Consider the following 12,902-nt stretch of genomic DNA (forward strand, 5'->3'; position numbering starts at 1 on the left):
TCATCGGCGCTCGCTCACTGGAGGTGGATCGCGATGAAGATTGTCGTCTGTGCGTCGAACCGAAACCCCAATTGCCCGTGGCAGGTCCAGCTTGATCAGCACGTCGTGAGTTTTCGCAGCGAAAGCGAAGCGCGTGCCTTCGTCGCCCTGCTGGAAACGCGGCTCAATGCCCCCCACCCGCTCACGCAGAGCGCTTGGCCTGCAAGCGTCGGGTCAGCACTGCGACACTGACCACCAGCGCGCCGCACAGGCTGATCACCAGCGCCATGGGCACCGCGCTGCCGTCGTGTAGCACGCCAACCAGCGCCGCCGCACCGGCGGCGACGCTGAACTGCAGGCAACCCATCAACGCCGAGGCACTGCCGGCCCGCGCACCTTGCCCGCTCATGGCGCAGGCCGAGGCGTTGGGAATGATGCATCCCAGGCTGGAGATGCACACGAACAGCGGTACCAGCAACGGCCACAGTGCGGCCGGGTGCAGTGCCGCCACCGCCAGCAGTAGCAAGGCAGCCGCCAGGTACAACCACACCGCGCGGGCCAGCAGGAAGGCCGGGCCACGCTTGGCCAGCAAGCGGGCATTGACCTGGGCCATGAGGATGAACCCTGCGGCGTTGCTACCGAACAGCCAGCCATAGTGCTCCGGCGCTACGCCGTACAGCTTGATGAAAACGAACGGCGAACCGGCGATATAGGCGAACATCCCGGCAATGGCGATGCCACCGGTCAGCGCATGGCCAACAAAAGCCCGGTCAGCCAGTAACCGCAGGTACTGGCGCAAGGCGCCAGACAAGGGTTGGCGCGGCACATGCGTCGGCAGGCTTTCCGGCAAGCCCAGGCCAACGGCCAGCAGGCACAGGCCGCTGAACAGGCTCAAGGCGAGGAAGATCGATTGCCAGCCGGCCACGTTCACCAGCACGCCACCGAGCATCGGCGCCAGGATCGGCGCCAGTCCCATCACCAGCATCAATTGCGAGAACACCTTGGCCGAGGCCACCGGGTCGCACTTGTCGCTGACGATCGCCCGCGACAAGACCATGCCCGCACAGCCGCCCAGCGCCTGGACGAACCGCGCCAGTATCAAAGTGTCGAGGTTCGGCGCGAAGGCACAGGCCAGGGAGGCCAGGGTGAACAGCGCAACACCGAACAGCAATGGCTTGCGTCGACCAAAGCGATCGGCCACCGGCCCATAGGCCAGTTGCCCAAGGGAGAGGCCCAGGAAATAGGCAGCCAGGGTTGTCTGGACATGTTTTTCATCGGTGGCGAACGCCTGAGCCATGGCCGGAAAGGCAGGCAGGTAGAAGTCGATCGCCAGGGGCCCGAACGCACTCAATGCGCCCAGGATCAGCACCATTCGCAGGTTCATCAGGAATCCATAGCAGGCTAAGCAAGTGCCCAGTCTACCTGTACCGCTCGCGGACGCTATCAAAACCTGGCAAAGCACGGTCGATCCGTCTCGAACAAGCGCCTGAGACCTAGCAGAAATGCCAGGTTACACACTCTCGGCTGACTTCTAAGATCGCAATCAACGTCCAGGACCCAGTACAGGCTCGTGCCCCAGGCCTGGATGGCCTGTGTCCCTTTGGCCTATGTCAGACAGCAGGAGATAAACATGAACATGTCCCCCACAGGGCCAGGCATCAAAGCGGCTGCCGAACTCTACTTCACCGACCTGAATGACTCGCCCGCCAACCCGCGATTGGGCATCGGCTACGAGCTGCTGAAAAGTCCGATCAGGCTGCATGCGGGAATGCCGATCACACCCCGGAACGGCGATTCGGCCATTTTGTACTGGAACAACCAGCAGGTGGATCGCATCGACATCAACGCAGAGAACATCGACAAACCACGGCTGGAGTTCAGCGTCCCCACTCTTTACATCCAACCGCCCCAAGGGTCGGTCTACTACGAATACACGGACACCGATGCCGGCAACACCACGCCAAGCCTGACGCGGACCATCGCCGTCAATACCCTGGTACCCGGCGGGCCGGGGCCCGATCTGAACCCTCCGTTCAACGACAACCTGCAAGCCTGTGTCGTCACTCCCAATCCTGTCACCAGCCTGAGCGCCTCGGTCACCGTACAAGTCCCCCAGTGGCTGAACAAGGAAGCAGGGGATGAACTGGTCGTCACCTGGGGAAGCATTCCGGTCGCTCACCCCAAGGTCACCAACCCTAACGGTGGCGAGACAGTGACTATCCCGGTGGATGTGCTCATGCAGGCGGGAACACAACCCAGCCTGCCGGTGTTCTATGAAATCCGCGACAGCGTCGACAACTACTCACGCCTGGCCCGACCGACCCAGGTACCGGTGCAGTTGCCCGCGCCCCAGGTCATCGCCAATGGCAGCGTCGTCACGCAGATCGACCTGAACGGGCTCAACCAGCTTGAAGCCAGAATCTCCAACTACGGCATGGAACAAGGCGACACGGTGACCGTCGTCTGGAGCGGGGTCGTCGTACGCCAGAAAACCGAGCCGGTCGTGGTGACCGGCCCATTACCAATCCCACTCGATCTGGCATGGGCACAGGAAAACAAGGATCGCCAGGTAACCGTGACCTATGTGGTCACGCGCAATGGCAGGACGATGTCGTCATCCCCAGTCACGCTCCAGGTCGTGGAGGGTGACGAAGGGATATTTCTGCCTCCCCCCACGGTCAACGACCTGCAGAACGGTCAGCTCGACTACTACTGGTTGCTGGATAACCGCGGTGGCGAGGCCACCATCGTCGTACCCGCTTACACTGGCATGAAACCAGGCCATTCCGTGAGGGTCACCTGGGCCAACAACATCAATTGGAACACTGAAGCGAAGACCGTCGGCACCATCGGCCCGATGGAGTTCAAGATCCGCAATACCGAGATCATCGACACCATCGGCGGGTCGGCCAACGTCAACTACACCGTGGTCACCGCCACGGGCGCTCCTCCCGTGGCATCGACGCACACCGTATGTCGCGTCAAGGACAATCCTCCACCCTTCGAGTCGATGCCACCGCCCACGCTGCAAGGGCTGAACCTGCGGATTCCCAAGAGCGGGCAGACTACCTGGGCCGTAAGAGTGCGCTGGTATCACCCGGAGTCGGGCTGGCAACAGGAATCGCCAATACTCCATTACGGTTACAACGGTCAGCCCTATCTGGATTACACGGTGCCCCAGGCATGGGTCACCGCGAACAGAGGGAGGCTGGTCTATATCAGCTATTCCATGAGCGTTGGCACTGACCGAATCCGGATTTCACGCTACCTGCGCTACAACGTCGCGGCAGCGGACCAACCGGTCAGCACCGGCATTTCTCAGGGTAGCGACCCAGCGACCCAGGCACTGGCCGACAGCCTGCTATCGATGCTTCAGGCACTCAAGCGTTGGTTCAACTCCTGATCGCTGCAAATGAGGGCCAAGGGTGCAACACTGCCCCTCGGCCCTCAATCTTCAGACGCTGCTTGCCTGATACCCCTCATCGCGGATCGCCGTCAGGATTTGCTCCACACCGAGCGCGCTCTCCACACGCACTTGTGCACCCGCCAGGTCCACTTCGACACGTGCCTTCGAATCCAGCTCCTGCACCGCACGCGTCACGGCCTTCACACAGTGACCACAGGTCATGCCTTTCACATTGAACACTTGCATGGGTGTTGCCTCCTTCAGGATTTTGCGCAGTCTCAGGGTTGCCATCGGGGTAAGGTCAAGTTTCGTCTGCAACGGCCGGGCTGGAAATCCGCGCCCCGCTCGGCCAAGCTTCGCCTCTGACGATTTTGCCAAGCAGGAGATTCTTCATGATCAGGACCGCATTGACCCTCGCCGGATTGCTCGGTGCGCTGGCCGTGGTGCCACCGGCCAGCGCCGAGGGCAACTCGGACTACAGCGTGCTGATCATTTCCCGGGAGCGCCTGGAAGTGGCCACCAATTGCGAGATCGGCATCTACCTCAACGATCAGTTGTCCGGCCGGGTATTCCAGGAGCAGTCGACCTCCTTCAACCTGCCCGCCGGCCCGATCGATGTGCGCCTGCGCCTGCTACCTGGGCAGAGCCCCGGTTGCGCCCCCGGCATCGAGGACCAACGCAGCACGCGCCTGACCTTGCAGGCGGGCCAGATCAACAAATACCGCATTGCCATGGGGCACAATGGCCTGGTGCTCAAGCGAGCCAGCCTGGGCTATTGACCTTGCCAGCATGGCAAGGTTGATGCTGCTGGCTTGTCCACGGAGGAAAGAGCCATGCCCGCATCCACCATCTTCGACCTGCCGATCGCCGGCATGACCTGCGCCAGCTGCGCAGGTCGGGTCGAGCGCGCGCTGCGCAAGGTCACTGGCGCAGAACAGGTCAGCGTCAACCTCGCCACCGAACAGGCCCGGGTCCAGGCCCCGGCCGACAGCCTGCCGGCGCTGGTCGACGCAGTGCGCGAGGCAGGCTACAGCGTGCCCACCCGCACCCTCGAACTGCAGATCGGCGGCATGACCTGCGCCAGTTGCGCCGGCCGTGTCGAGCGCGCCCTCGGCAAAGTGCCGGGGGTCGAGCAGATCAGCGTCAACCTGGCCAGCGAACGCGCCCACCTCGAAGTGCTGCAGGCCGTCGATGACGCCGTGCTGATCGCGGCGGTGGAGCATGCCGGCTACAGCGCCACCCTGCCGCGCACCGCACACGATGACCTGGCCCAGGCGCAACGCCGCTTGCGCAACGAACGCCTGGCCGTCGGCGCCGCCCTGCTACTGGCGCTGCCATTGGTGCTGCCGATGCTGGTGCAACCGTTCGGCCTGCACTGGATGCTGCCGGCCTGGGCGCAGTTCCTGCTGGCCACACCGGTGCAGTTCATTCTCGGTGCACGCTTCTACGTCGCCGCCTGGAAGGCCGTGCGCGCCGGGGCCGGCAACATGGACCTGCTGGTCGCCCTGGGCACCAGCGCCGGTTACGGCCTGAGCCTGTACCAATGGGCCAATGCCCATGCCGGCATGGAGCCGCACCTGTATTTCGAAGCCTCGGCGGTGGTGATTGCCCTGGTACTGCTCGGCAAATACCTGGAAAGCCGCGCCAAGCGCCAGACAGCCAGCGCCATCCGCGCCCTCGAAGCCCTGCGCCCGGAGCGGGCGGTGCGGGTGGTCGATGGTCATGAAGAAGACGTGGCAATCAGCCAACTGCGCCTGGGCGACCTGGTGCTGGTCAAACCTGGCGAGCGCTTCCCGGTCGACGGCGAAGTGCTCGAAGGCAGCAGCCATGCCGACGAAGCGCTGATCAGCGGTGAAAGCCTGCCTGTCCCCAAACAACCCGGCGATGCCGTCACCGGCGGCGCCATCAACGGCGAGGGCCGGCTGCTGGTGCAGACCCGCGCACTGGGTACCGAAACCGTGCTGGCGCGCATCATCCGCCTGGTCGAGGACGCCCAGGCAGCCAAGGCACCGATCCAGAAACTGGTCGACCGGGTCAGCCAGGTGTTCGTCCCCGCCGTGCTGGTGCTGGCGCTGCTCACCCTGGTGGGCTGGTGGCTGGCCGGCGCGCCGCTGGAAACCGCGTTGATCAACGCCGTTGCCGTGCTGGTGATCGCCTGCCCCTGCGCCCTCGGCCTGGCCACGCCCGCCGCGATCATGGCCGGCACCGGTGTCGCCGCCCGCCACGGCATCCTGATCAAGGACGCCGAAGCACTGGAACGCGCCCATGCGGTCAACCGCGTGGTATTCGACAAGACCGGCACCCTCACCTCCGGCAGCCCGCGCATCGTCCACAGCCAGGCGGCCAGTGGCGACAAGGGTGAGCTGCTGCGCCTGGCCGGGGCCTTGCAACGCGGCAGCGAACACCCACTGGCCAAAGCGGTACTCGACGCCTGCAGCGAACAAGGCTTGCAAGTGCCACAAGTAAATGACAGCCAGTCCCTGACCGGCCGAGGTATTGCCGGCCTGGTGAATGGTCGCGATCTGGCGCTGGGCAATCGCCGCCTGCTCGATGAAAGCCAGTTGCTGCCCGGTGGGCTGGCGGCCAGTGCCCAGGCCTGGGAGGCCGAGGGCCGCACCCTGTCCTGGCTGATCGAACGGGGCAGCCAACCCCGCGTGCTGGGCCTGTTCGCCTTCGGCGACAGCCTCAAGCCCGGCGCGGCCCCGGCCATCGACGCCCTGCACGCCCGTGGCATCAGCAGCCACCTGCTGACCGGCGACAACCGTGGCAGCGCCAAGGTCGTCGCCGACGCCCTGGGCATCGACGATGTGCATGCCGAAGTGTTGCCGGCCGACAAGGCCGCCACGGTTGCCAAACTCAAGCAGGATGGCGTGGTGGCCATGGTCGGCGACGGCATCAACGACGCCCCCGCCCTGGCCGCCGCCGACATCGGCATCGCCATGGGCGGTGGTACCGACGTGGCCATGCAGGCCGCCGGCATCACCCTGATGCGCGGCGACCCACGCCTGGTGCCCGCCGCGCTGGAGATCAGCCGCAAGACCTACGCGAAGATCCGTCAGAACCTGTTCTGGGCCTTCATCTACAACCTGGTCGGCATCCCCCTGGCAGCCTTTGGCTACCTCAATCCGGTGCTGGCCGGCGCCGCCATGGCCCTGTCCAGCGTCAGCGTGGTGAGCAATGCCCTGTGGCTGAAAACCTGGAAACCCACCGGCACCGACCAGGAGGCGCCATGAACATCGGCCAGGCCGCCCGCCACAGCGGGCTCAGCGCCAAGATGATCCGCTACTACGAATCCATCGGCCTGCTGCGCCCGGCCAGGCGCAGCGACAGCGGCTACCGCCTCTACGGCCCGCAAGACCTGCACAGCCTGGCGTTCATCAAGCGCTCGCGTGACCTGGGCTTCTCGCTGGAAGAAGTGGCAAAACTGTTGACCCTGTGGCAGGACCGCCAACGGGCCAGCGCCGACGTGAAAGCGCTGGCCACCCAGCACATCGATGCGCTCAACCGGCGTATCGAAGAGCTGGTCAACCTGCGCGATACCCTCGGTGAGCTGATCGCCCACTGCCAGGGCGACGACCGCCCGGATTGCCCGATCCTCAAGGACCTGGCCAATGGTTGCTGCCACTGAACCCAGGCCAGTGCGTGGGAGTGGCGGTGCGCCGCCGCGACTTGCCCCGCGATCGTGCCAAACCGGCCGATCGCGGGGCAAGCCCGCTCCCACGCCTCCTTGCCTCTCAATCGCTGCACTTGGTATGCCATATTAGCCAACCCCGACCGATTCCCCCTCAAACACCCGTTTAATCCAATAATTACGGGCATTTCCCTTCAAGAAACCCAGACGCTGCCGATGCCCTGAGTACCTGCCTCGTGTATCGAAAAAAATAATCTGGGAGCGTGGATGAACATCAAGCAAAAACTGACCTGGGCGTTCGCCGTCATTGCCGGCCTGCCCATCGTCATCGTCGCCACCCTGGTAGTGGTCAACCTGCGCGGTGAAGCCCGTGACGATTTCCTCGACAACAGCAGCCGGGAAATCCGTCAGGTCGGCAACGCCATGAACCTGTTCTTCCAGGGCATCACCCAGAACGTCGACTACCTCGCCGCGCAGCCGTTGGTGGCCGCCAGCGCCGACAACGTGAAAAAGCACATCAGCGCCGATGCCGCCAACATTGCCCCTGGCGAGCAGGACAAGGTCCTGTTCGACCTGTTCAGCCGCCTGGCCCAGAGCCACCCGGACTACGCCTATGTGTCCTACGGACTGAAGGACGGCGGCTATGCGTTCTGGCCCGGCGATCCGAAAATGGCCAACTACGACCCGCGCACCCGCCCCTGGTACCAGGCCGCCATGGCCAACCCTGGCAAGACCCTGCGTACCGCGCCTTACTATTGGGCCGGTGACGACGCCGTACTGGTCAGCACCGTGCGCGCCGTGGCCAACCAGCTGGGCAACCCGGGCGGTGTGGTCAACATCGACGTGTCGCTCAAAGGCCTGACCGAGATCGTCAAGCAGATCAAACTGGGCGAAAGCGGCTACCTGATCCTGATGGAAAACAACGGCAACGTGATGGTCGACCCCCGCGATGCCAGCCACAACTTCAAGCAGCTTTCCAGCTTTGGCGATGGCTATGCCGAGCTGGCCAAGGCCGGCAAAGGCCTGGTCGAGGTCGAGATCAACGGCGAGCGCTTCATGGCCAACGTCTACCCTGACGAACAACTGGGCTGGACCTTCATCGGCCTGATCCACGAAAGCGAAGTGATGCAGACCACCACCCGCCTGACCTGGCTGATCGGCGCCGTGGCGCTGATCCTCGCCGCCGTGTTCGCGGTGGTCGGCGCGGCCTTCGCCAAGCTCATCGTGCGCCCGATCAACAGCGTCACCCATGGCCTGGAAGACATCGCCCAGGGCGAAGGCGACCTGACCCGCAACCTGGAAATCCGCGGCCGCGACGAAACCGCGCAGCTGGCCAGCTGGTTCAACCAGTTCCTCGGCGCCATTCGCAGCCTGATCCAGCACATCGGCACGGCGGCCAGCCAGATCCTCAGCACCTCCAGCAGCTCGACCCGGGTCTCCGCCGACATGAGCGAAGCCGCCGGGCGCCAGCGCGAAGCGGTGGACATGGTCTCGACCGCCTTCCACGAGATGGTCGCCACCGCCAACGAAGTGGCGCGTTCGTGCAGCCAGGCCGCGCAGTCCGCCGACAGCGGCCAGCAGCAGGCCCGTGACGGCCAGCAGCAGATCGACGCCGCGGTGCAGAGCGTCGACCGCCTGAGCCGTGAGATCGAGCAGTCGGCGCAGTCGATCCAGCAGCTGGAACGCGACAGCAACGCCATCCAGTCGATCCTCGGCACCATCCGCTCGATCGCCGAGCAGACCAACCTGCTGGCGCTCAACGCCGCCATCGAAGCCGCCCGCGCCGGCGAGCAGGGCCGTGGTTTTGCCGTGGTCGCCGACGAAGTCCGCGCCCTGGCCAAGCGCACCGCCGATTCCACCGCCGAAATCGACGGCCTGCTGGGCAACCTGGCCAGCCGCACCGCCGAAGTGGCCGAACAGATGCACGCCAGCATCGAGGTGTCGCAGCAGTCGGTCAGCCGCATCGGCCTGGCCCGCGACAGCTTCGGCCAGATCCGCGAGTCGGTGGATGTGATCCGCGACATGAACACCCAGATCGCCACTGCCGCCGAAGAGCAGCACCAGGTGGCCGAGGACATCAACCGGCACATCAGCCAGATCCATGGCGATGCGCAGCTGGTGGCCGAGCTGGCCCAGGCCGCGCGACAGGACTCCGAGAGCCTGGCCGGGCTGTCCAACGAGCTGGATGCCCTGGTGCGACGCTTCCGCACCTGATTTTCCCTATCGCCGGCAAGCCAGCGCCCTGTGGGAGCCGGCTTGCCGGCGATAGGCCCTTGAATGCGACACAAGGCCCACAGGGGCCTTACAACCTCAACTCCCCCGGCGTCGCCCCGAACAACTGCTTGAACGCCGCAATGAAGGCCGACGGAGAGTCATAGCCACAGCCCAAGGCCGCGTCCGTCACACTCTCCCCCGCCTCCAGCAGCGCCAGCGATGACAAAAGGCGCATGCGCTGGCGCCAGTTGCGAAAGCTCAACCCCGTTTCACGCTGAAACAGGCGCATCAAGGTCTTCTCCGACACCCCCAACTGCACCGCCCATTGCTGCAAGGTCTGCGGCTGGTCGGGCGCGGCGATCAGCCCGTTGCACAGCGCCAGCAGGCCGGGATGGCGGGGCAACGGCAGGGAGAACGCGACTTGCGGCAAGAGGCGCAACTGGTCGAGCAACACCGACACCAGGCGTGCCTCGACACTGTCGCCTTCGGGGTAGTCCACGGCAAAGGTGCAGAACTGCTTGATCAGCTCACGCGCCAGCGGCGTCACCTCCAGCACCCGGCACTCCTGCGTGGCCCAGGGGCAGGCATCGCGGCGCACGTACAAGCTGCGCATCTCGGCCTGCATCGAAGTCACCACCTCGTGCTCGGCCCCCGCCGGTATCCACACCCCCCACTGCGGCGGGGCGAAGTAGCTGCCGTCACGGGTATACACGCCAAGCACGCCGCTGATGGCGTAGGAGAACTGCACCCAGTCATGCTGGTGGCGCGTGGTCCAGGAGCCGGCACCGAGGCTTTCGGCACGGGCGTAGAGTGGCCTGGGCAGATGGTCCAGGGCGGGGATGGGGCGCGGGGCGGGGGTCTGTCCGACGGTCGACATGGCTGGGCCTGTTGTTTCTGATCGGACAAGACTAACAGCCCCGCGCCGGCTTAGCGCTCGACGATGGCCGTCACCCCCTGCCCGCCCGCCGCGCAGATCGAAATCAGCCCACGCCCCTTGCCGCGCCCGGCCAACAGCTTGGCCATGTTGGCCAGGATGCGCCCGCCGGTCGCCGCGAACGGATGCCCGGCGGCCAGCGAGCTGCCCTTTACATTGAGCTTGCTGCGGTCGATGGCCCCCAGCGGTGCGTCCAGCCCCAGGCGCGTGCGGCAGTAGTCGGGGTCTTCCCAGGCCTTGAGCGTGCACAGCACCTGCGCGGCGAAGGCTTCATGGATCTCGTAGAAATCGAAGTCCTGCAGGCGCAGGCCGTTGCGCGCCAGCAGCCGTGGCACCGCATACACCGGCGCCATCAGCAGGCCCTCCTGGCCGTGGACGAAATCGACGGCGGCGTTCTCGCCATCGACCAGATACGCCAGCACTTCCAGGCCATGGGCCTGCGCCCAATCATCACTGCCCAGCAGCACCAACGAGGCGCCATCGGTCAACGGCGTGGAATTGCCTGGCGTCAGGCTGCCCTGGCCGCTGCGATCGAACACAGGCTCAAGCCTGGCCAACTGTTCCAGAGTGAGGTCGGGGCGCAAGTTGTTGTCGCGGGTCAGGCCCAGGTAAGGCGTCAGCAGGTCGTCGTGCCAGCCTTCGGCGTAGGCGGCGGCCAGTTTCTGGTGGCTCTGTAGCGCCAGTTCATCCTGCGCCGCCCGCTCGACCTGCCAAAGCTGCGCCATGCGTTCGCAATGCTCGCCCATCGACAGCCCGGTGCGCGGTTCACCGTTGCGCGGCAGTGCAGGCTTCAAGTGCCGTGGGCGCAACTTGAGGAAGGGCTTGAGGCGTTCGCCCAGCGTCCGGCCACGGTGGGCCTGCAGGAGAATCTGGCGCAGGCCCTCGTTGACCGCGATCGGTGCATCGGAGGTGGTGTCGACGCCGCCGGCAATGCCACTGTCGATCTGCCCCAGGGCAATTTTGTTGGCGACCAGTAGCGCGGCCTCCAGCCCCGTGCCGCAGGCCTGCTGGATATCGTAGGCCGGGGTGCATGGCGACAGGCGCGAGCCGAGCACACATTCGCGGGTCAGGTTCATGTCGTGGGAATGCTTGAGCACCGCCCCCGCCGCCACTTCACCGAGGCTCAGGCCGTGCAGGCGGTAACGCTCGATGAGGCCCTCCAGCGCCGCCGTCAGCATCGCCTGGTTGCTGGCCCGGGCGTAGGCGCCATTGGAGCGTGCGAAGGGAATCCGGTTACCACCCAGGATCGCGACCCGGCGAGTTGAACGCATGCCTGTAACTCCAGAAGCAAATTGATCCGTAAGCGTAGTTCTTTTCGCCTGGTAGAACGCCCCTGCCACAAACATGGTCCACACTTGCATGCTTGCCTTCAGGGAGATCCGTACATGAGTGATCGCTATCTCGGCTTTGCCAACTCCAACCTCGGCCGGCGCCTGGTCGATGCCCTTGGCCTGCCACGCCCGGCCCCGCTGGAACGCTGGCAACCAGGCCGCCTGCGCCCGGTGGAAGGCGCCCTGGTGCTGGGCGGCGGGCCACTGGCCAGGCAGGTGGAGAGCATTGCCCCGCGCCTGACCGGCGAATGCTACAGCTTCAATGACGACAGCCTGCAATCGCCGGCCTGGGTTGCAGGCCTGGGGCCAAAACCCAAGGCGCTGGTGTTCGATGCCAGCGCGTTGGCCGATAGCGACCAGCTCAAGCAATTGCGCGAATTCTTCCAACCGCTGCTGCGCAGCCTGGCGCCTTGCGCCCACGTGGTGATCCTCGGCCGCCCCCCGCAGGCCACCGCCAATCCGCAGGCCAGTGTTGCCCAGCGCGCCCTGGAAGGCTTCAGCCGTTCCCTGGGCAAGGAGTTGCGCAACGGCGCCACCGCCAACCTGCTGTATGTCAGCGCCGATGCCGAGGACCAGCTGGAGGGTGCGCTGCGTTTCTTCCTTTCGCCCAAAAGCGCCTTCATCAGCGGCCAGGTACTGCACCTGAGCGCCTGCGCCGCCCAGGTCGGTGACTGGACCCGCCCGCTCGCCGGGCGCCGGGCCCTGGTCACCGGCGCCGCCCGTGGTATCGGCGCGGCCATCGCCGAAACCCTGGCCCGTGATGGCGCCGAGGTGACCCTGCTCGACGTGCCCCAGGCGCAAAAGGACCTCGACGCCCTCGCCGAGCGCCTGGGTGGCCGCGCCCTGGCCCTGGACATCTGCGCCGCCGACGCCGCCACGCAACTGGTCGAAGCGCTGCCCGATGGCCTCGATATCCTCGTGCACAACGCCGGCATCACCCGCGACAAGACCCTCGCCAACATGACCCCGGAGTACTGGGACGCGGTGCTGGCGGTCAATCTCAAGGCGCCGCAAGTGCTCACCCAGGCGCTGTTCGAGGCCGGCAAGCTGCACGATGGCGCACGCATCACCCTGCTCGCCTCGGTCAGCGGCATCGCCGGCAACCGTGGCCAGGCCAACTACGCGGCGAGCAAGGCCGGGCTGATCGGTTTTGCCCAGGCCTGGGCACCGACACTGGCCAAGCACGGCGCCAGCATCAACGCAGTGGCCCCCGGCTTCATCGAAACCCACATGACTGCCGCCATGCCCATGGGCCTGCGCGAGGCCGGGCGACGCCTGAGCTCGCTGGGCCAGGGCGGGCTGCCGCAGGATGTCGCCGAAGCCATCGCCTGGCTCAGCCAGCCGGGTTCGGGGGCGGTCAACGGCCAGGTCCTGCGCGTTTGCGGGCAGGCACTGATAGGAGCCTGA

At 65.6% G+C, this 12,902-nt stretch carries 10 protein-coding genes and 2 pseudogenes; 8 read left to right on the forward strand and 4 right to left on the reverse strand.

From position 1 onward, the window contains the following. Window positions 1–33 precede the first annotated feature (33 nt). Window positions 34–231 carry a hypothetical protein gene (locus tag LOY51_RS23660; RefSeq protein WP_125465656.1) on the forward strand — a complete coding sequence of 66 codons (198 nt, stop codon included), beginning with the start codon at window positions 34–36 and terminating at the stop codon, window positions 229–231. On the opposite strand, the gene LOY51_RS23665 is transcribed toward LOY51_RS23660, so the two are convergent. Continuing rightward, window positions 182–1,363, reverse strand: coding sequence for a multidrug effflux MFS transporter (locus tag LOY51_RS23665; protein ID WP_258643316.1), 1,182 nt, complete (start codon window positions 1,361–1,363; stop codon window positions 182–184). The genes LOY51_RS23660 and LOY51_RS23665 overlap by 50 nt on opposite strands. Before the next feature lie 246 nt (window positions 1,364–1,609). On the opposite strand from LOY51_RS23665, the gene LOY51_RS23670 reads away from it, so the two are divergent. Further along, window positions 1,610–3,382, forward strand: coding sequence for a hypothetical protein (locus LOY51_RS23670; protein WP_125860510.1), 1,773 nt, complete (start codon window positions 1,610–1,612; stop codon window positions 3,380–3,382). Window positions 3,383–3,433: 51 nt separating this feature from the next. Here LOY51_RS23670 and LOY51_RS23675 read toward each other — a convergent pair whose 3' ends face one another. Beyond that, window positions 3,434–3,631 carry a cation transporter gene (locus tag LOY51_RS23675; protein ID WP_125860512.1) on the reverse strand — a complete coding sequence of 66 codons (198 nt, stop codon included), beginning with the start codon at window positions 3,629–3,631 and terminating at the stop codon, window positions 3,434–3,436. 146 nt (window positions 3,632–3,777) lie between these two features. On the opposite strand from LOY51_RS23675, the gene LOY51_RS23680 reads away from it, so the two are divergent. The 5 genes and pseudogenes from LOY51_RS23680 to LOY51_RS27295 all read left to right on the forward strand — a co-directional run. Continuing rightward, window positions 3,778–4,164 carry a hypothetical protein gene (locus LOY51_RS23680; RefSeq protein WP_125465659.1) on the forward strand — a complete coding sequence of 129 codons (387 nt, stop codon included), beginning with the start codon at window positions 3,778–3,780 and terminating at the stop codon, window positions 4,162–4,164. Window positions 4,165–4,218: 54 nt separating this feature from the next. Beyond that, window positions 4,219–6,618, forward strand: a complete 2,400-nt coding sequence (locus tag LOY51_RS23685) for a heavy metal translocating P-type ATPase (protein ID WP_125860514.1) — start codon at window positions 4,219–4,221, stop codon at window positions 6,616–6,618. Next, a complete protein-coding gene (gene cueR, locus LOY51_RS23690) occupies window positions 6,615–7,013 on the forward strand; it encodes a Cu(I)-responsive transcriptional regulator (protein ID WP_125860516.1) in 399 nt (132 codons plus the stop codon). Before LOY51_RS23685 ends, cueR begins: the two co-directional genes overlap by 4 nt. A gap of 426 nt (window positions 7,014–7,439) precedes the next feature. Next, a pseudogene (locus tag LOY51_RS27290) lies at window positions 7,440–8,372 on the forward strand (HAMP domain-containing protein); the annotation flags it as partial. Between the two features lie 261 nt (window positions 8,373–8,633). Then, window positions 8,634–9,230 (forward strand): annotated as a pseudogene (locus tag LOY51_RS27295) (methyl-accepting chemotaxis protein); the annotation flags it as partial. Between the two features lie 88 nt (window positions 9,231–9,318). Here the strand turns inward: LOY51_RS27295 and LOY51_RS23700 are convergent. Together LOY51_RS23700 and LOY51_RS23705 are read right to left on the reverse strand one after the other, a co-directional pair. Then, window positions 9,319–10,107, reverse strand: a complete 789-nt coding sequence (locus LOY51_RS23700; protein ID WP_258643318.1) for an AraC family transcriptional regulator — start codon at window positions 10,105–10,107, stop codon at window positions 9,319–9,321. A 50-nt stretch (window positions 10,108–10,157) separates the two neighbouring features. Continuing rightward, window positions 10,158–11,435 (reverse strand): acetyl-CoA C-acetyltransferase, encoded by a 1,278-nt coding sequence (locus LOY51_RS23705; RefSeq protein WP_258643319.1) that lies wholly within the window; start codon window positions 11,433–11,435, stop codon window positions 10,158–10,160. Window positions 11,436–11,549: 114 nt separating this feature from the next. On the opposite strand from LOY51_RS23705, the gene LOY51_RS23710 reads away from it, so the two are divergent. Continuing rightward, window positions 11,550–12,902 (forward strand): 3-oxoacyl-ACP reductase, encoded by a 1,353-nt coding sequence (locus LOY51_RS23710; RefSeq protein ID WP_125860520.1) that lies wholly within the window; start codon window positions 11,550–11,552, stop codon window positions 12,900–12,902.

It is taken from the genome of Pseudomonas sichuanensis, assembly GCF_024749065.1.
Taxonomy (GTDB): Bacteria; Pseudomonadota; Gammaproteobacteria; order Pseudomonadales; family Pseudomonadaceae; genus Aquipseudomonas; species Aquipseudomonas sichuanensis.